Origin of the sequence: Pseudomonas sp. YuFO20, assembly GCF_035064975.1 — a bacterium.
GTDB lineage: Bacteria > Pseudomonadota > Gammaproteobacteria > Pseudomonadales > Pseudomonadaceae > Aquipseudomonas > Aquipseudomonas putida_AE.
Window position 1 is genome coordinate 81565 of record NZ_JAXDEO010000019.1, and the last position, 18723, is coordinate 100287.

An 18723-nucleotide genomic window follows, 5' to 3' on the forward strand; every position below is an offset into this window, starting at 1 on the left:
AAGGCACTACACGTGGAGATCCAATGAGCCAGGACGTCTTGACCCGGGAAACCAACCGCCGCCAGTTGCAGCAGATCATCGCCGGTCTGTCCGACGGGGTGATTCTGCTCGACCCCGACCAGAGCATCCTGTGGGCCAATGACGCGGCGCTGGCCATGCACGGAGTCGCGCAGGTCAGCGAACTCGGTGCCGATGCCAAGGCGTACGCCAAGCGTTTTGCCTTGCGCTATCGCAACCATCACCCGGTGCCGGCCGACAGCTACCCGATCAACCGGGTGGCGCGGGGCGAGACGTTCAGCGATGTACTGGTGGAAGTGACGTCGGTTGCGGACGAAGAGCGTACCTGGGTCCATAGCGTACGCAGCATGGTGTTGGCCGACAGTGAGGACGAGCCGGAATCGCTGGTGTTGATCATGGACGACGTCACTGACTGGGCCAGCGCCGAGCAACGCTTCGAGAAAACCTTCGCCGCCAACCCGGCACCGGCGGTGATCTGCCGCCTCAGTGATTTGCGCTACATCAAGGTCAACCCCGGTTTCCTCGAAATGACCGGTTACTCCCGCGACCAGGTGATCGGCACTTCGACCTATGAACTGGATGTGCTGGAGCAGGCGGAAAAAAAGGAATTGGCCAAGCAGCGCCTTCTGGAAGGCGCGACCATACCGCAGATGCAGGCCGAGTTGCGCCTGTCCGACGGTGGCAGCAAGCAAGTGGTAGTGGCCGGCCAGCCGCTGGAGCTCAATGACGAAGCCTGCATGCTGTTTTCCTTTGTCGACATGGAGCCCCGGCACAAGGCCGAGGTCGCCCTGCGCCAGAGTGAGGAACGCTTTGCCAAGGCGTTTCGCCTGAGCCCGGTACCGATTCTGGTGTGCGGCGCCAGCGATCAGGTGGTGATGGATGTGAATGAGGCGTTCCTCGTTACCCTCGGCTACGCCAACGAGGAAGTGCTCGGCAAAACCATCGTCGAGATTGACTTCTTCCATGACAAAGGCGCGCGGACACGGCTCTTTACCGCCCTGGAGAAAGCCGCAAGCCTGGACCGCGTTGACATACGCGTGCGCAGGAAAGACGAGGAACTGATCGATTGTGTCGTTTGTGCCGATACCGTGAACATCCAGGACAGCCCTTGCTATCTGCTGGTGCTGATGGACATCACCGAGCGCAAACGCACCGAGCTTGAGTTGCTGTCGGCCATCGAAGAGGTGATGAAAGACGCCTCATGGTTCAGTCGTACCCTGATCGAGAAACTCGCTAACGTGAAGCACGTGAAATCGCCGCAGTTGCCCAGTGTGTCCTTTACCGACCTGACCGCCAGGGAGCGCGATGTGCTGGAATTGATCTGTGAAGGCCTGGCGGACAAGGAGATCGCCGCACGCCTGAAACTGGCGCCCAATACCGTGCGCAATCACGTCGCGACGGTGTATTCCAAGCTCGATGTGCACAGTCGCAGCGAGGCGATAGTCTGGGCGCGCGAGCGTGGGTTGTTTTCAAGTGCATGGGGTCCGAAGGGCCAGCGTTAAGGTGCAAATGCACTAGTCGCCGGGGTGCAAACTCAGGTTCTGGCAAGCAGGAGGTAAACCTTAGGCTAAGAGCGGGCGAATGACAGTTTCGGAGCATTCGTCTGCCTTGAACCGCAAAAGGAACAGCCATGCTTATTACCCGCACCTTTGATTGCCGCACCGGGCTATCGCAATGATCCAGGTGTCCCAGTTGCGCACGCAAATCGAGCGGACCTTCTCGCCCCTGGCCTGTGAGTGCAACGTCAGTGGCGATCACTCATTGACCATCAAGCTCTACCACCCGGTGTCCGGACAAGTCGATCTGGTGGTCAGCGGTTTGAACGTGGCGAGGTTGCAGTCCCCCGAATCAGTGGCCGCGCTCCTCGAAGAACTGCGCTACGAGTTGCAAAGCAACAGCCTGCAACGACCAGACCCGGTAGTGTAGGAATTGTCAGGTTTGCCCTGCCCGGACGACTGAATACGCGATAAAAATGGACAGAAGTGATATTTCTGCGACCACCCGTGAACTTTACGGCGGTGTTCTGTTGTCACAGAAATGTGTCCATCCTATTCGCGGGTCATCCTATGAAAAGTCTTGGGAAACGCATTTTTGCACCACTGTCGCTCTGTGCAATCATTCTCGGCGGCTGCAGCAGTCCGCCACCGCCACCACCTGCCGCGCCACCGCCACCGCCTGAAAAGACCTGCCAGACCTCCGATAGCACCCAGGTGATGGGCGATGTGCGGGCGGAAGGGCAGGTGACGCGCGAAACCACCGTGACGCGATGTGTCACCCAGTAACCCGAACGACGATGCCCCCCTGTAGGAGCTGCCGCAGGCTGCGATCTTTTGATTTTGCTTTAAAGAACAAGATCAAAAGATCGCAGCCTGCGGCAGCTCCTACAGTGTGGGTGTGATTCGGGAAGTCAGCGTCAGGACAGGAAGCCGCCATCCACGTTCAGCGAAACGCCAGTGGTGTAGCTCGATGCATCGCTCGCCAGGTACAGCACCGCGCCGGCCATCTCGCTCGGATCAGCCACGCGCTTGAGCGGGATCTGCTGCAGCGCGGTGTTGAGGATCGCCTCGTTCTTCACCAGCGCCGAAGCGAACTTGGTGTCGGTCAGGCCCGGCAGCAGGGCGTTGCAGCGGATGCCGAACTGCGCGCATTCCTTGGCGAAGACCTTGGTCATGTTGATCACTGCGGCCTTGGTCACCGAGTAGATGCCCTGGAAAATACCCGGCGACACGCCGTTGATCGAGGCCACGTTGATGATGCTGCCGCCGCCGTTTTCGCGCATCAGCTTGCCGGCTTCCACCGACATGAAGAAATAGCCGCGGATATTGACGTCGACGGTTTTCTGGAAGGCGCTGAGGTCGGTGTCCAGCACGTTGCAGAACTGCGGGTTGGTCGCGGCGTTGTTGACCAGGATGTCCAGGCGCCCGAACTGTTCCTTGATGCCGGCGAAGACCCGGCTGATCTGTTCCATCTCGCCGATGTGGCAGGCGATGGCAGTGGCCTTGCCACCGGCGGCGATGATTGCATCGGCGACGTGCTGGCAGCCTTCGAGCTTGCGGCTCGAGACGATCACGTGGGCGCCTTGCTGGGCCAGCAGTTTGGCAATGGCTTCACCGATGCCGCGGCTGGCGCCGGAGACGAAAGCGATCTTGCCGTCGAGGTCGAACAACTGAGTCTTGGACATGGTTTTTCCTTGTTATGGAGCCTGAATCGCGGTTTGTAGGAGCCCGGCTTGCCTGCGAAGGCGTACTTGAGGCCGCCTTCGCAGGCAAGCCTGGCTCCTACAAGTGCTGTGTCGTATCAGAGGCTGGATTTCTGGATGACCTGCAGGCTCATCTGCTCCAGCAGTTTGTTCATGTGAATGAACTGCGCGAAGCGTTTGTCCTGGGTCTGGCCATGGTAGAAGCGGTAGTAGATCTGCTGCACGATGCCGGCCAGGCGGAACAGGCCGTAGGTGTAGTAGAAGTCGAAATTGTCGATCTTGATGCCTGAACGCTCGGCGTAGTAATCGACGAATTCACGGCGGGTCAGCATGCCCGGTGCGTGGCTGGGCTGGCGGCGCATCAGCTGTACCGGCGCCGGGTCATCGGCTTCGATCCAGTAGGCGAGGGTGTTGCCCAGGTCCATCAGCGGGTCGCCCAGGGTGGTCAGTTCCCAGTCGAGCACGCCGATGATCTGCATCGGATTGTTCGGGTCGAGGATGACGTTGTCGAAGCGGTAGTCGTTGTGCACGATGCTGGAGGTCGGGTGATCGGCCGGCATCTTGTCGTTGAGCCAGGCTTTCACCGCTTCCCAGTGCGGCGCGTCGGGGGTCAGGGCTTTCTCGTAGCGCTCGCTCCAGCCTTTGATCTGCCGTGCCACGTAGCCTTGCGGCTTGCCCAGGTCGCCCAGGCCGTAGGCGTTGTAATCGACCCGGTGCAGCTCGACGAACTTGTCGATGAAGCTTTTGCACAGGGCTTGGGTTTTCGCCGAGTCCAGCCCCAGTTCCGGCGGCAGTTCGGAGCGCAGGATGATGCCGTTGACCCGCTCCATCACATAGAACTCGGCGCCGATCACCGCTTCGTCGGTGCAGTGCACGTAGGCCTTCGGGCAGTACGGAAAACCGTCGCGCAACTGATTGAGGATGCGGAATTCGCGGCCCATGTCATGGGCGGACTTGGCCTTGTGACCGAAGGGCGGCCGACGCAGGACGAATTCCTGTTCCGGGTATTCGAGCAAGTAGGTGAGGTTGGACGCACCGCCCGGGAACTGGCTGATCCGTGGCAGGCCGCTCAGGCCCGGAATGTGGGCCTTGAGGTAGGGGTCGATCAGGCTGGCATCGAGTTCTTCGCCGGTGCGGGTGCGGGTGGATTGGTCAGTAAGCGCCATGCTTATCCCTTCTGCTTATTCTGGTGGCCTGAAACTATTGGCTAATCTAATGCGCGCACCCGGCACCCACAACCTCCGCCCGCCCTTATAGGTGAGCGTGTTGCCGGACAATCATTGCTTTTGATACACCTGTTTGAATTGTCCGGCTAGACGGCCTGGGTCACGCCCTTCGGCAGCTCGATGGGGGTCAGCACCGGCTGGCCGGAAAAAAACGCCACGAGGTTACGGCCCACCAGTTCCACAGTGCCCTGGGTGGCCTCGGGGGACAGTCCGGCTACGTGCGGGCTGAGGATGACGTTCGCCAGGGCCTTGAGGGCATCCGGCACCTTGGGCTCGGCATCGAAGACATCCAGGGCGGCGCCGGCGATGCGCCGTTGCTCGAGCGCGCTGATCAGGTCGGCGGTGACCACCACGCTGGCCCGGGCGATGTTGACGAAAAAACCGTTGGGGCCGAGGGCCTCGAGTACCTGCTTGTTGATCAGGTGCTTGGTGCCCAGCCCCCCCGGGGTGGCGACGATCAGGAAATCCGAGGCCCGGGCCAGTTCAGTGGGTGTCGAGCAGAACTTGTAGGGTACATCGCTGCGGTGCTGGCGGTTGTGGTAGCTCACGCTCATGTCGAAGCCCGCGCCGGCACGTTTGGCGATGGCCATGCCGACCGCGCCGAGGCCGAGAATGCCCAGGCGCTTGCCGGCGAGGGAAGGGCGCATGATTTTCGGCCATTCACCCCGGCGTACGGCGGCATCGCAGCGGGGGATGTCACGTACCAGCGCCAGCAGCAGCGACATGGCATGGTCCGCGACCGAGGAGGCGTTGACCCCGGCGCCATTGGTGACGGTGATGCCCCGGTCGGCGGCGGCTTGCAGGTCGACCTGTTCATAGCCCGCGCCAATCACGCAGATGATCTTGAGGTTGGGCAGGGCGGCGATTTCATCGCCGTACAGGCCGAGCGGGCCACGGGTCAGGACCGCATCGATCTGGCCACTGTGGCGGCTGATGGCCTCGGCGCGCTCGGCGGGCGTGGGCGCCAGGATCAGGTGAAAGCCCTGGCGTTCGAGAATGGGCAGGTAATCATTGATGGTTTCAACCAGTACCAGAACGGTTGCAGGCATGCTTTGCTCCTGTGGGCAGCGGAACGTCGGGCTCGAAAGTCGGTTGAGAGTGCTGGCTGCGGGGCAGATTGGCAACAGCCATGCTCCTCAGTGTAGGAGCTGGCGCAGCCTGCGATCTTTTTTGATCGCACCGAAATTTCAAACCGGAGCAGGGGGCTCTGTCAGGAAGGTCTGTGCCGCCTCAAGGATTTCCTCAGACAGGGCGTCGCCGCGGGTAGCCCGTGCCAGTGTCAGCGCGCCAACCATCAGCGAATATTGCACCAGCGCCTGTTGCCGGTTTTGCGCGGCATCGTCCGAGTCCATCAGGTTGCCGAAGGCCTCGAGCAGCCGGTTCAGTCCGGCCATGAAGGGTTCGCGCAAGCCGCTGTCGGTGGGTTCGTGGCACATGTCGCCGGCAAAGGCTACCACCGGGCAGCTTTCACCGGGATTGTCGCGGCTTTCGACCGACAGGTAAGGCTCGATCAAGGCTCGCCGCGCCTGCGCTTTGTCTTCGCCGGTGATCCGTTCGCGCCATTTCGCCCCCACCTCCTTGAATGCCCGCTCGCTGGCCTCTCTGGCCAGCGCTTCCCTGGATTCGAAGTGGCCATAAAAACCGCCATGGGTCAGGCCCGCCGCCGCCATGACGTCGACGACGCTGATCCCGTGCAGGCCGCGTTCGCGAAACAGCCGGGTGGCGGCCTCGACGATGATTTCGCGGTTGAGGTCGGCTTGTTTGCGGGAAACGCGGGGCATGGGCGGCTCACAGGTCTATGGGTTGGCTGTCAGAGGGCGTACTGGGCGATGCCGTTGCCGAACGACCAGTTCTCTTTCTTCACTTCCACCAGATTAATGAAAACATCTTCCAGGCGCACGGCCAGTTGCGTGTTGAGGTTTTCGACGATGGTTTTATACAGCAGCTTCTTCTGCTCCAGGGTTCGGCCTTCGCTGAGGGTGATCTGGATGACCACCAGGGCGTCGGTGCGCTGGATGCCCAGGTATTGGGGGTCGAAGATGAAATGCTGTTCGTCGTGTTCAGCGAGGATCTGGAAGTTATCGTTTTCCGGCACGCCAATCGCGCTGCGCAGGGCGGCGTAGATCTGTTGGCCGATACGTTTGGCGTAGGTGGGGTCCTGCTGTTTTTTGAGATCGACGCGAACCAGTGGCATGGGAAGACTCCGGAAGGTTGACAGGTTCATTTAAAATACATGATGGATGACCTTTATCAAACCGATCATACGATCGCGCGATGAAACGCCATTTGTAGGAGCCGGCTTGCTGGCGATTGCGTCGGTGCGATCGACGCATGGCTTGAGGGCCAATCGCTGGCAAGCCAGCTCCTACAGGGGGAGAAAACGCCAATCTGGCACCACCGTTCCTCACCTAAGTCTTTGCTTCTGTTCATTAATCCTCCAGAATCGCGCCCCTGTTTCGGCCAGGGCGCTGCCTGTCGGGTATTCCGACGCGTTCTGGCCGGGTGGCAAGTGACCGGAATGTGGAGATCCCACCGGATGAATGATCAGGCCAATAGCGTTAACGAACGCTTTGTAGCAGCGACACCCGCAACGCTTTCGAGCTGGAATCGCCAGGACACCACCTGGATGCTGGGCCTGTTTGGCACGGCGATTGGTGCGGGCACCCTGTTTTTACCGATCAACGCGGGCCTGGGCGGTTTCTGGCCGCTGCTGGTGCTGGCGCTGCTGGCGTTCCCGATGACCTTCTACGCACACCGCGGCCTGACCCGCTTCGTGCTGTCCGGCCGTGAAGGCGCGGACATCACCGAAGTGGTGGAAGAGCATTTCGGTCTCAAGGCCGGCGCGTTGATCACCTTGCTGTACTTCTTCGCGATCTTCCCGATCCTGTTGATCTACAGCGTGGCCCTGACCAACACCGTGGGCAGCTTCCTCGAACACCAGTTGCACATCATGCCGCCACCGCGGGCGGTCCTGTCGTTGGTGCTGATCCTCGGCCTGCTGGCCGTGGTGCGCTGCGGCGAGCAGGTGATCGTCAAGGCCATGAGCCTGATGGTCTACCCGTTCATCGTCGCGCTGCTGTTCCTGGCGGTGTTCCTGATTCCGCACTGGAACGGCGGCATCCTCAGCACGGCCAGCACGCTGCCTGAGCCATCGGAGTTGCTGCACACCCTGTGGCTGGCGATTCCGGTGATGGTGTTCTCGTTCAATCATTCGCCGATCATCTCGGCGTTCGCCGTGGACCAGAAGCGCCGTTACGGCGAACACGCAGAGGAACGCAGCTCGCAGATCCTGTCCCGGGCCCACGCCTTGATGGTGGTGATGGTGCTGTTCTTCGTGTTCAGCTGCGTGCTGACCCTGTCGCCGGCGCAACTGGCCGAGGCGAAAGCACAGAACCTGTCGATCCTGTCGTACCTGGCCAACCACTTCAGCAACCCGACCATCGCCTTCGCGGCGCCGTTGATTGCCTTCGTGGCCATCTCCAAGTCGTTCCTGGGCCACTACATTGGCGCCAGTGAAGGTCTCAAGGGCCTGATCGTCAAGAGCGGCAAGCGTCCGGCGGCCAAGACCCTGGACCGCATCGTGGCGGCGTTCATGCTGGTGGTGTGCTGGATCGTCGCCACACTGAACCCGAGCATCCTCGGCATGATCGAAACCCTGGGTGGCCCGGTGATCGCGGCGATCCTGTTCCTGATGCCGATGTATGCGATCCGCAAGGTGCCAGCGATGGCGCGTTATCGTGGCCAGGCTTCCAATGTGTTTGTGGTTGCAGTGGGTTTGGTGGCGATTTCGGCGTTGATCTACTCATTGAGCGCGTAATGTAAAGATCAAGAGATCGCAGCCTGCGGCAGCTCCTACAGGGCTCACTTGTCCCTGTAGGAGCTGCCGCAGGCTGCGATCTTTTGATTCAAGGGCATAAAAAAACGCCGCCCCTCTCACGAGGGGCGGCGTTTTTCATTGCGTTGCAGCGTTAGGCTTGAACGACCGGGATGTTGGCGTTCGCAGCAGCTTCACGGAACTCGGCAATCTGGTCGAAGGACAGGTAGCGGTAGACATCGGCCGCCATGCTGTCGATCTTGCCAGCGTACTCCATGTACTCCTCGACGGTCGGCAGGCGACCCAGGATGGAAGCCACGGACGCCAGCTCAGCCGAAGCCAGGTAGACGTTCGCGCCGTCACCCAGACGGTTCGGGAAGTTACGGGTCGAAGTCGACACGACAGTCGAGTTCGGCTCTACACGTGCCTGGTTACCCATGCACAGCGAGCAGCCCGGCATTTCCATGCGCGCGCCAGCCTTGCCGTAGATGCCGTAGTAGCCTTCTTCGGTCAGCTGGTGAGCGTCCATCTTGGTCGGCGGCGACAGCCACAGACGGGTTGGCAGCTGACCCTTGACCTGTTCCAGCAACTTGCCGGCAGCGCGGAAGTGGCCGATGTTGGTCATGCAGGAACCGATGAACACTTCGTCGATCTTCTCGCCAGCAACGCTGGAGAGCAGGCGAGCGTCGTCCGGGTCGTTCGGAGCGCAGAGTACTGGCTCCTTGATGTCGGCCAGGTCGATCTCGATGATTTCGGCGTACTCGGCGTCCTTGTCCGCTTCCATCAGTTCAGGGTTGGCCAGCCAGGCTTCCATCGCCTGGGCACGACGCTCCAGGGTACGGGCATCGCCGTAGCCTTCGCCGATCATCCAGCGCAGCAGGGTGATGTTCGATTGCAGGTATTCAGCGATCGACTCTTTCGACAGCTGGATGGTGCAACCGGCAGCCGAACGTTCAGCCGAGGCGTCGGACAGTTCGAACGCTTGCTCGACGGTCAGCTTGGGCAGGCCTTCGATCTCCAGGATGCGACCGGAGAAGGCGTTTTTCTTGCCTTTCTTCTCTACGGTCAACAGGCCAGCCTGGATCGCGTAGTAAGGAATGGCGTGAACCAGGTCACGCAGGGTGACGCCTGGCTGCAGTTCGCCCTTGAAGCGAACCAGCACCGACTCAGGCATGTCCAGCGGCATGACGCCAGTGGCGGCGGCGAACGCCACCAGGCCGGAACCGGCCGGGAACGAGATGCCGATCGGGAAACGGGTGTGGGAGTCACCACCGGTACCGACGGTGTCTGGCAGCAGCATGCGGTTCAGCCACGAGTGGATGATGCCGTCGCCCGGACGCAGGGAAACGCCGCCGCGGGTCATGATGAAGTCAGGCAGGGTGTGGTGGGTGGTTACGTCGATCGGCTTTGGATATGCCGCGGTGTGGCAGAAGGACTGCATCACCAGGTCGGTCGAGAAGCCCAGGCACGCCAGGTCTTTCAGTTCGTCACGGGTCATTGGACCGGTGGTGTCCTGGGAACCCACGGTGGTCATCTTCGGTTCGCAGTAGGTGCCCGGACGAACGCCGGTCACGCCGCAAGCCTTGCCGACCATTTTCTGCGCCAGGGTGAAACCCTTGGTGCTTTCAGCCGGAGCTTCTGGCTTCTTGAACAGGGTCGAAGGTGGCAGGCCCAGCTCGGTACGAGCCTTCTCGGTCAGGCCACGGCCGATGATCAGCGGGATACGGCCGCCAGCACGTACTTCGTCCAACAGCACCGGGGTCTTCATTTCGAAGGTGGTCAGAACTTCGTCGGTGCCGTGCTTGCAGACTTTGCCAGCATGAGGGTACAGGTCGATCACGTCGCCCATGTTCATGTTGGAAACGTCGAATTCGATTGGCAGTGCGCCGGCATCTTCCATGGTGTTGTAGAAGATCGGAGCGATCTTGTTGCCGAAGCAGAAACCGCCGGCACGCTTGTTCGGCACGTAAGGAACGTCGTCGCCGAAGAACCACAGCACCGAGTTGGTTGCCGATTTACGCGAAGAACCGGTACCGACCACGTCGCCCACGTAGGCGATCGGGAAGCCGGCGTTGCGCATTTCTTCGATCTGCTTCATCGGACCGGTGACGCCTTGTGCGTCCGGCACGATGCCGTCGCGCGCCATTTTCAGCATGGCCAGGGCGTGCAACGGGATGTCCGGACGGGACCAGGCATCCGGAGCAGGGGACAGGTCGTCGGTGTTGGTTTCGCCGGAGACCTTGAACACGCGCAGGCTGATCTTGTCGGCCAGCACCGGGCGTTTCACGAACCACTCGCCGTCAGCCCAGGATTGCAGCACGCCTTTGGCGTGTATATTGCCGTTCTTGGCTTTTTCAGCGACGTCGTGGAAGGCATCGAACATCAGCAGGGTGTGCTTGAGTTCTTCGGCGGCCACTGGCGCCAGTTCGGCGTCGTCCAGCAGGTTCACCAGGGTCACGATGTTGTAGCCGCCCTGCATGGTGCCGAGCAGTTCAACAGCGCGCTTCTTGTCGATCAGGGGGGAGGTGGCTTCGCCTTTGGCGATGGCGGACAGGAAGCCGGCCTTGACATAGGCTGCTTCGTCCACTCCAGGCGGAACGCGATTGGTGATCAGGTCAACGAGGAATGCTTCTTCGCCAGCCGGGGGATTCTTCAGCAGCTCGACCAGGCCTGCAGTTTGTTCGGCGTTTAGCGGCTGGGGAACGATACCCAGTGCTGCGCGCTCTTCGATATGTTTGCGGTAGGCTTCAAGCACAGTTATTACCCTCATCAGTGGTCCCAAATGGGTGTCCGGGACGCTCATCCCGAAATTGCCGTACTCATGCGCTGCATGGCGTTGTGAGCCACTTAGCCAGAATTACCGACAATTCCTTACAGAAGCTGCTTTCAAAGTTTTACGCCTGCAGAACGGGAGCTGATGAGGGTTGGCGCTGGGCTTTTCCCCGCTGGAAAAACCCTTCGCCAACACCGCTCTGAAGGAACGACTGTGCTCGTGACGCTTTGAAAACAGCTTCTAACGGACATTGGCGCCTAAAAAGGCAGGCTGATTCTACGGCAAAAAAAAATTAAAGGTAAGTTGGCTCATGAAACTTTGAGGGGTGATCAATGTTAGACAAAGGGCTAACATGCCATCCTGTTTTGCTTTTCGCGTTCTGCCTACCTATGCCCAATCAGACCATCAAGACCCCCTGCGTCGGCCTTTGCTCCACTGTTTACGGTGATCTGGTGTGCCGTGGCTGCAAGCGTTTCCACCACGAAGTGATCCGCTGGAACGGCTACAACGAGGAAGAAAAACGCGCCGTATGGCTGCGCCTGGAGCAGTTGTTGTCCCAGGTGATGGCCGCCAAGGTGGAAATTTTCGATCCGGCGCTGCTCAGGAGCCAGCTGGAACAGCGCAAGATCCGCTTCGTGCCGCATCAGTCCGAGTATTGCTGGGCCTACCAGCTGATCGCCCGGGGCGCCCGGGTGATCAACAATCTGGAAGCCTACGGGATGGTGCTGTTGCCGGAATTTCGCGACTGGAACCTGCCGGAACTGCGCGATGCCATTGATCGGGAATTCTTTTTGCTGTCTGAGGCGCATTATCAGCGCTATATCGCGCCCGGGTTTCTGAAAGACGCCTTTGGCGCCTGAAAAGATCGCAGCCTGCGGCAGCTCCTACAGGGAAATGCGTTCACCTTGTAGGAGCTGCCGAAGGCTGCGATCTTTTGATCTTCAAATCAATGTTTCACCGCCAACTCCTCCAGGTGGTCCTCAACCTCCTGCGGCTTGAGCACCAGCACATCGCTCTCCACTGCATCGAGCACCACTTCCGCGGTATTGCCGATCAAGGTCCCTGACAACCCGGTACGCGCCACCGTGCCGATCACCGTCACGGCCGCCTGCAGTTTGTGCACCATGAACGGAATCAATACATCCGCCGGGCCTTCGGCGATGTGCAGGTGTTCGTTGTCGATGTCGAATTCCGCCTGGAACGCCCGGCACTGTTCGCGATAGCGCGCCTCGATGGTTTCGCTGAGCTGCAAGGTCGGGTCGGCCGCCGACAGCATGGGCGACGGGTGAGCACTGATCACATGCAGATGCGCCTTGGCCAGGCTGGCGATGTCATAGCCGTAATCGATGATGGTGTCGTGCAAATGGCGGTGCTCACTTTCCATATTGCCCACGTCGACGGCCGCCAGAATCACTTTGTCCTTCCAGGAACCGGAGGTTTTCACCAGCAGTACCGGGGTAGGGCAGGCGCGCAGCAGTTTCCAGTCCACCGGCGTCAACAGGGCCTTTTTCAGCGAACTGTCGGGGAAGTGCTGCTTGATCACCAGCCCGCAGCCTTCCGCCTGCTGCACGTCGACGATGGTTTCGTGCAGGCTCTGGTTCCAGGCCTGCTCGGTGGTGACGTTGTAACCATCTTCCAGCAACGCCGCCTTGAGCACGCTGAGCATGGCGCTGTGATCATGCTTGGGATCACAGACCAGCAGGTGCAGGTGTGCCTGGGTCACGCCAGCAATCAGTTTGGCGCGTTTGAGTGCCAGGCTTTCCGAATGCTCGGGGTCGATGACCACCAGGATGCTGCGAATGGCTTGCATGATCGGGATCTCCTGAAAATGAAAAAGCATGGCGTTGCACAACTATAGTTGCTGCGCGACATTCGGTGACTTGATGCATATCAACGGTAGTGGCTGGTGGTCTTCGGGCAGGCCGGTATAATCGGCGCCCTTCGATTTATACCTATTTTTCCGTGAGCCCCATGATCCTTCCCGAAATTCACGAGTTCCTCGGCTGCCGCACCCCTGACGGCTGGGTTCAAGCCGCGCTGGCCGATCAGGAAACCCTGCTGATCGACCACAAGAACTGCGAATTCAAGGCCGCCAGCACGGCGTTGAGCCTGATTGCCAAGTATCACTCCCATGTCGAATTGATCAACATGATGTCGCGCCTGGCCCGGGAAGAGCTGGTGCACCATGAGCAGGTCATGCGCCTGATGAAAAAACGCAAGATCGAGTTGCGTCAGCTGTCCGCCGGGCGTTACGCCTCGGGGCTGCGCAAGGTGGTGCGCAGTCACGAGCCGGTGAAACTGGTTGATACGCTGGTGGTTGGCGCATTCATCGAGGCCCGCAGTTGTGAGCGTTTTGAGGCACTGGTGCCGCATCTGGACGACGAACTGGGCAAGTTCTACTTCGGCCTGCTCAAGAGCGAGGCCCGGCATTTCCAGGGGTACCTGAAGCTGGCCTATCAGTACGGGGACGCCAAGGACATCGCCCAGGTGATCGACAAGGTCCGCGCCGCCGAGCAGGACTTGATCGAGTCGCCGGATGTGGAATTTCGTTTCCACAGTGGTGTGCCCGCAGCATCAGCGGCTTAAACCCAGACGTTCATGCCACTCGGCGATGGACTCCTCGGGATAAACATCAAACTGTTTATCCCCCGGCCGCACCTCGGCTTCCACCCAGGGCGCACTGGAACTGAGCATCAAGTGCGTGTGCTCCGGCGGCACCGGCAGCGGTGTATCGATGGCCGACGCAAACGGATGGATCAACTCGGGCCACTCCGGGCTGAACAGCCACAATCCCGAACCGCACAGCGAACAGAAATGCCGTTCGGCACTGCTGCGATGGGCGCGTTTCTCGCCTTCGCCCTTGAGCAGGGCATGGTAGATCGCGATGTTCTTGCGCCCGCGCACTTTGAGGCTATTGGCATCACCGGCGATGTTGATCGCAAAACCGCCACCGCCCTGGGTCTTGCGGCAGATCGAGCAGTAGCAGCGTTGGTAGGGGTAGGGGTGGGCGCTGGTGAGGCTGAACGACACCGCGCCGCAATGGCAGGAACCTTCGAGTTGCATGAGAACCTCCGGCTGTCTTGAGCGAACTCAAGACAGCCTAGACCCTCAGCGCTCCTCGACAGGCACCAGAATCGCGTCACCGGTCGCCACCAGTTTCAGTTGATCGCCGGTTTGCGCGAACAACTCGGCATGGGCGAATACCTGCTTCTTGCCAGCCTTCACCACGCGACCCCGGGCAATGAACACTTCACCGACCGCGGGCGCCAGGCAGTTGACTGAAAAGTGCGATGCCAATACGTTCCCGGCCACCGTTCCAGCGGCAAAGCCACAGGCCGTGTCGAGCAATGCGCCAATCAGCCCGGCATGCAGGAAACCCGCATACTGCGCCATGTCGCTTTCGCGAAAAGCCAGGGTGATTTCGGCTTCGCCCGATTCGGCGCGGGTGACCTCGAAGCCGGCCCAGCGGTTGAAAGCTGAGGTTGAATTGATCTGTTTGAGTGTGTTGAGCATCGCGAATCCCTCCGATTGAGGATTTACCATGCACCTCGACTCCGGGGGCGTCATCGACCATTAGCGCGGGTGATGGGCAGTTGGGTGAGCGGTGAATGGACTGAACTCTTCGCGAGCAAGCCCGCTCCCACAGGGAACACCGCAGATCAACTGTGGGAGCGGGCTTGCTCGCGAAAAACGATAACGCGGACTCACTGGACGCCCACGATCCACCGGGTCAGCATGGACGCCTCGAACCCGGACAAGACCCTCATGCGACGTCTACCCTCCCTGGCAGCCCTGCGAACCTTCGAATGCGCCGCCCGCCACGCCCATTTCGGCCGGGCGGCGGCGGAGCTGTGCGTCACCGACAGCGCCGTCAGCCACCAGATCCGCCAATTGGAAGAACAACTCGGTGTGTCGCTGTTCGTCCGTGAAGGCCGGCAGATTCGCCCGACCATGGCCGCTGGCCGGCTGATGCAAAGCCTGCAACAAGCCTTCGAGCTGATCGGCGATGCCTGCGACGAGCTACGCGATCCATCGTCCCTGGCAGTCTTGCGCCTGGCGGTTACCGCGGAACTCGCGCAGAAGTGGTTGATGAGTCGTCTCACGGATTTTTACGCGCGGTATCCGCACATCACCTTGCACCTCTACGAGCAACCGATCGACGCCACGGCGCCGGGCGAGGACATCGACCTGGCGATCACCTATGGCACGGGTCCCGTGGACAGCAGTGCCTATTTCGTCCGGCCGTTGCCGGCGTTGCAGTTTTTTCCGGTGTGCAGTCCCGGGCTGTTCAACCAGGGCACCCTGAAAAACCCCAGGGACCTGGCGCGCCACTGCCTGCTGCACGACGATCAGGACGGCAAGACCTGGACCGCGTGGCTCACCAGCCATGCCGGTGATCAGCGCCCCGAACGGCAACTGTACTTCGCCCACGCCGGCTTGGCTCTGGAAGCCGCGGCCCAGGGGCAGGGCGTGGCCATGGGCGATAACCTGACGGCCCAGGAAGATCTGCTCAGCGGTCGTCTGGTCCGTCCTTTCACCTCAAGCATGACCGCCCTGGGTCAATACGCGCTGGTGTGTGAGCGCGTGCGCCTGGAGCGGCCAGCGGTCACGCAGATGCTGGAATGGTTCAACGATCAACTGGTCGATTGATGAGTTGAATTCAAGTATTCCGAAATAATCTTCGTTGGCGAGCAGAGGGCCAGCCACCTTAGCCTGTGGTCATTCCAATGCCCACTGATGAGGTTTGCCCATGGCTCGTTTGCTCGATTCCACGCCTAAATCCGACGGCTTCCGTTTGCCCGGAGAATTCGAAGCCAAGTCCGGCTGCTGGCTCGGCTGGCCGGAGCGCACTGATGTCTGGCGCAATGGTGCCAAGCCGGCACAGAAAGTCTGGGTGCAGATCGTCAGCGCCATCGCCCAGAGTGAACCGGTCACCGTCTGCGCCTCGGCCGCGCAATTCGCCACCGCCCGCCGACAATTGCCGCCGCAGGTACGGGTGGTGGAAATGACCTGCAACGACACCTGGTTCCGCGACAGCGGGCCGTGCTTTGTGGTCAATGACCAGAGCGGCGAAGTGCGCGGCGTCGACTTCGAGTTCAACGCCTACGGCGGCCTCGACGGCGGCTTGTACTACCCCTGGGACAAGGACGACCAGATCGCCAGCAAAATCCTCGAAATCGAACGCTTCGATCGCTACCGCGCACCGTTGATTGCCGAACTGGGCGGCATCCAGAGCGACGGCCAGGGCAGCATCCTCACTACCGAGCAATGCCTGCTCAACCGTAATCGCAACCAGCACCTGGGCAAGGACGAAGTCACTCGCCGCTTGACCGATTACCTCGGCGCCGAACAGGTCATCTGGCTGCCACGGGGGTGCAAGTTTGACGAAACCGACGGCCACGTCGACGATCTGGCGTGCTTCGTGCGCCCCGGTGAAGTGGTGCTGCAATGGACCGACAATCGCGACGACCCGCAGTGGGAAATCTACCAGGAGGCCTACGACATCCTGCGCAGTACCCGCGACAGTCGTGGTCGCGAGTTGATCGTGCACAAGCTGCCGCAACCGGACGTGCTGGAGTGGACCCTGGAGGAGGCCGAGGGCCTGGATCAGCAGGACAGCACCCATACCCGTCAGGCGGGTACGAAAATCTGCGCCTCCTATATCAATTACTACGCCGGTAACACCTCGATCGTGGTACCGCTGTTTGGCGACCGCAATGATCAGGTCGCGCTGGCGACCCTGGCCGAACTGTTCCCCCGGCACAAGATCGTCGGCATCGAAAACTCCCGGGAAATTCTTCTCGGTGGCGGCAACGTCGCCTGCATCACCATGCCGCAGTACGCCGGCAAAGGAGTTTAAAAAATGCGCCTGCACAAACTGACCCAAGCGTTAATGCTGGTGCTTGCACCCCTGTGTGTGCAGGCCGCCGACACCGCCAAACCGGTGGTAAACCTGTACATCTGGGGCGAGTACCTGGCCCCGGACACGCTGACCAACTTCGAGAAAAAAACCGGTATCCATGTCGTCGCCGATCACTTCGACTCCCTGGAAACCGTCGAGACCAAATTGCTCACCGGTCGCAGCGGATATGACCTGGTGTTGACGGCGGGACAGCATCTGTCCCGGGCGATCCAGAGCGGTGCCATCCAGACCCTGGACAAGCAGCAGATACCGCACTTCGCCGGAGTCGGCGAAGAGTTCCGCCAGCACATGGCGGTGTTCGATCCGGGCAACCGTTATGCCGGAATCTACGCCTGGGGCACCACTGGCGTGGGATATCAGGAAGAGGCGGTGAAGCAGCGCCTGGCCGATGCGCCAACCGACAGCTGGGCCATGCTGTTCGACCCGGCGGTGGTGGCGAAATTCGCCGATTGCGGGGTCAGCCTGCTCAACGATCCCAATGAAGTGTTCGCTGCCGTGATGAAGTACATGGGCCTGGACATCAACCGCCAGAGCCTCGATGACCTGAAACTGGCCGAGCAGCAACTGGCGAAGATCCGTCCGTACATTCGCTACTTCGACAATGACCTGAACATCAGCGACCTGGCCAATGGCAATACCTGCGTGGCGATGTCGTGGAACGGAAACGTGGCCATTGCGGCGGGGCAAGCACAAGCGGCTAGCAAACCGTTTTCGTTGCAGTACCGGATACCCAGGGAGGGCACGCTGATCTGGTTCGATGCCATGGTCATCCCCAAGGATGCCCCGCATCCCGAGGCGGGGCTGGCCTTGATGGATTACCTGATGACACCTGAAGTGATCGCGCCGATCACCGACACCATCCACTACGCCAATGCGATCACGGCGGCGGATACCTTGATCGACCCGGCGATCCGCAATGATCCGGGGACCTATCCGGCGCAGGCGGTGCGGGCTTCGTTGTACAGCAAGAATGACAATGGCAAGGCGTTCAACAAGGCGTTGATCCGGGCGTTTACACGGTTGAAATCCGGGTTGTGATTGCTGACGTCTTCGCGAGCAAGCCCGCTCCCACATTTATCCGAGTTTCATCAGAAGAGCGCTGTCAAATGTGGGAGCGGGCTTGCTCGCGAAGAACGATAACGCGGTCTACCTGTTAGGCACTCGCCACAAATACCAGGCAGCCACAGTCCGATACGGACTCCACGCCAACCCGATCTCTATCATCTGCTTGCGCGTCGGCTGCACCTCAAGCCCCTTGAGCCGTCGATAGCCCTCGCGCACGCCAAAGTCATCGGCCGGCAAAATGTCCGGCCGCTCCAGGCTATAGATCAGCAGCATTTCCACGGTCCAGCGACCCACGCCGCGCAGGGTGACCAGGCGCTCGATCAGCGCTTCATCGTCCATGGACAGCGCCGTGGCGTAATCCGGCACTACGCCATCGAGCGCCGCCTGGGCGATGCCCAGGATGGTCGCAATCTTGCTGGCGGAAAAGCCGCAACTGCGCAGTCGATCGAAATCTGTCGCCACGATCTGCTCAGGCCGCGGAAACGCCACCGAGGGGTACAGCGCCAGCAATCGACCGACAATCGCATCCCCGGCCCTGGCGTGCAGTTGCTGGTAGGCAATCGCCCGCACCAGCGACTCATAGGGATCGCGGGCGGCGTGGGGTTGATGCAGGCACGGGCCGACAGCGTCGATGTGCCGACGCCAGTCGTCATCCAGATTTGCCAGCCATTGGCTGGCCAGGCGGTAGGGGTCAGGCATGAAGCA

18 protein-coding genes are annotated in these 18723 nt (G+C 60.7%); 8 read left to right on the forward strand and 10 right to left on the reverse strand.

The genetic code is table 11. The features are described 5' to 3' along the window. Nucleotides 1-23: 23 nt before the first annotated feature. Both SOP85_RS12885 and SOP85_RS12890 read left to right on the forward strand, forming a co-directional pair. Nucleotides 24-1520: a helix-turn-helix transcriptional regulator gene (locus tag SOP85_RS12885; RefSeq protein ID WP_323627141.1), complete on the forward strand. Its 1497-nt coding sequence runs from the start codon at nucleotides 24-26 to the stop codon at nucleotides 1518-1520. A 172-nt stretch (nucleotides 1521-1692) separates the two neighbouring features. After that, nucleotides 1693-1944, forward strand: a complete 252-nt coding sequence (locus SOP85_RS12890; RefSeq protein ID WP_323627142.1) for a DUF1652 domain-containing protein — start codon at nucleotides 1693-1695, stop codon at nucleotides 1942-1944. Nucleotides 1945-2431: 487 nt separating this feature from the next. Here the strand turns inward: SOP85_RS12890 and SOP85_RS12895 are convergent, their stop codons facing one another. From SOP85_RS12895 to SOP85_RS12915, 5 genes are all read right to left on the reverse strand, one after another. Beyond that, complete coding sequence (locus tag SOP85_RS12895; RefSeq protein WP_323627143.1) at nucleotides 2432-3199, reverse strand: SDR family oxidoreductase; 768 nt, start codon at nucleotides 3197-3199, stop codon at nucleotides 2432-2434. 116 nt (nucleotides 3200-3315) lie between these two features. After that, complete coding sequence (locus SOP85_RS12900) at nucleotides 3316-4383, reverse strand: phosphotransferase family protein (protein WP_274076333.1); 1068 nt, start codon at nucleotides 4381-4383, stop codon at nucleotides 3316-3318. A gap of 146 nt (nucleotides 4384-4529) precedes the next feature. Then, nucleotides 4530-5492, reverse strand: a complete 963-nt coding sequence (locus SOP85_RS12905; protein ID WP_323605991.1) for a 2-hydroxyacid dehydrogenase — start codon at nucleotides 5490-5492, stop codon at nucleotides 4530-4532. 138 nt (nucleotides 5493-5630) lie between these two features. After that, a complete protein-coding gene (locus SOP85_RS12910; RefSeq protein WP_323627144.1) occupies nucleotides 5631-6224 on the reverse strand; it encodes a TetR/AcrR family transcriptional regulator in 594 nt (197 codons plus the stop codon). 29 nt (nucleotides 6225-6253) lie between these two features. Next, the gene (locus tag SOP85_RS12915) at nucleotides 6254-6637 is read right to left on the reverse strand and encodes a tautomerase family protein (RefSeq protein ID WP_323627145.1); all 384 of its coding nucleotides are present in this window, start codon (nucleotides 6635-6637) and stop codon (nucleotides 6254-6256) included. Between the two features lie 342 nt (nucleotides 6638-6979). Here SOP85_RS12915 and SOP85_RS12920 point away from each other — a divergent pair, with 342 nt between their 5' ends. Next, nucleotides 6980-8260 carry a serine/threonine transporter gene (locus SOP85_RS12920; protein WP_323627146.1) on the forward strand — a complete coding sequence of 427 codons (1281 nt, stop codon included), beginning with the start codon at nucleotides 6980-6982 and terminating at the stop codon, nucleotides 8258-8260. A 151-nt stretch (nucleotides 8261-8411) separates the two neighbouring features. Here the strand turns inward: SOP85_RS12920 and acnB are convergent, their stop codons facing one another. After that, the gene (acnB, locus tag SOP85_RS12925) at nucleotides 8412-11012 is read right to left on the reverse strand and encodes a bifunctional aconitate hydratase 2/2-methylisocitrate dehydratase (RefSeq protein WP_323627164.1); all 2601 of its coding nucleotides are present in this window, start codon (nucleotides 11010-11012) and stop codon (nucleotides 8412-8414) included. A gap of 407 nt (nucleotides 11013-11419) precedes the next feature. Here acnB and SOP85_RS12930 point away from each other — a divergent pair, with 407 nt between their 5' ends. Then, a complete protein-coding gene (locus tag SOP85_RS12930) occupies nucleotides 11420-11890 on the forward strand; it encodes a DUF1289 domain-containing protein (protein ID WP_274076337.1) in 471 nt (156 codons plus the stop codon). 86 nt (nucleotides 11891-11976) lie between these two features. Here the strand turns inward: SOP85_RS12930 and SOP85_RS12935 are convergent, their stop codons facing one another. Continuing rightward, entirely contained in the window at nucleotides 11977-12840 is an 864-nt protein-coding gene (locus SOP85_RS12935) for a universal stress protein (protein ID WP_274076338.1), read from the reverse strand. 161 nt (nucleotides 12841-13001) lie between these two features. Here SOP85_RS12935 and SOP85_RS12940 point away from each other — a divergent pair, with 161 nt between their 5' ends. Then, a complete protein-coding gene (locus tag SOP85_RS12940; protein ID WP_274076339.1) occupies nucleotides 13002-13616 on the forward strand; it encodes a tRNA-(ms[2]io[6]A)-hydroxylase in 615 nt (204 codons plus the stop codon). Here the strand turns inward: SOP85_RS12940 and SOP85_RS12945 are convergent. Together SOP85_RS12945 and SOP85_RS12950 are read right to left on the reverse strand one after the other, a co-directional pair. After that, nucleotides 13605-14093: a GFA family protein gene (locus SOP85_RS12945; protein WP_323627147.1), complete on the reverse strand. Its 489-nt coding sequence runs from the start codon at nucleotides 14091-14093 to the stop codon at nucleotides 13605-13607. The genes SOP85_RS12940 and SOP85_RS12945 overlap by 12 nt on opposite strands. A gap of 45 nt (nucleotides 14094-14138) precedes the next feature. Beyond that, a complete protein-coding gene (locus tag SOP85_RS12950; protein WP_323627148.1) occupies nucleotides 14139-14543 on the reverse strand; it encodes a PaaI family thioesterase in 405 nt (134 codons plus the stop codon). A gap of 252 nt (nucleotides 14544-14795) precedes the next feature. On the opposite strand from SOP85_RS12950, the gene SOP85_RS12955 reads away from it, so the two are divergent. From SOP85_RS12955 to SOP85_RS12965, 3 genes are all read left to right on the forward strand, one after another. Further along, nucleotides 14796-15680: a LysR substrate-binding domain-containing protein gene (locus tag SOP85_RS12955; RefSeq protein WP_274076342.1), complete on the forward strand. Its 885-nt coding sequence runs from the start codon at nucleotides 14796-14798 to the stop codon at nucleotides 15678-15680. Nucleotides 15681-15780: 100 nt separating this feature from the next. Continuing rightward, the gene (aguA, locus tag SOP85_RS12960) at nucleotides 15781-16890 is read left to right on the forward strand and encodes an agmatine deiminase (protein WP_323605978.1); all 1110 of its coding nucleotides are present in this window, start codon (nucleotides 15781-15783) and stop codon (nucleotides 16888-16890) included. 3 nt (nucleotides 16891-16893) lie between these two features. Beyond that, nucleotides 16894-17991 carry an extracellular solute-binding protein gene (locus SOP85_RS12965; RefSeq protein ID WP_323627149.1) on the forward strand — a complete coding sequence of 366 codons (1098 nt, stop codon included), beginning with the start codon at nucleotides 16894-16896 and terminating at the stop codon, nucleotides 17989-17991. Nucleotides 17992-18099: 108 nt separating this feature from the next. Here SOP85_RS12965 and SOP85_RS12970 read toward each other — a convergent pair whose 3' ends face one another. Further along, nucleotides 18100-18717 (reverse strand): DNA-3-methyladenine glycosylase family protein, encoded by a 618-nt coding sequence (locus tag SOP85_RS12970; protein ID WP_323627150.1) that lies wholly within the window; start codon nucleotides 18715-18717, stop codon nucleotides 18100-18102. Nucleotides 18718-18723 lie beyond the last annotated feature (6 nt).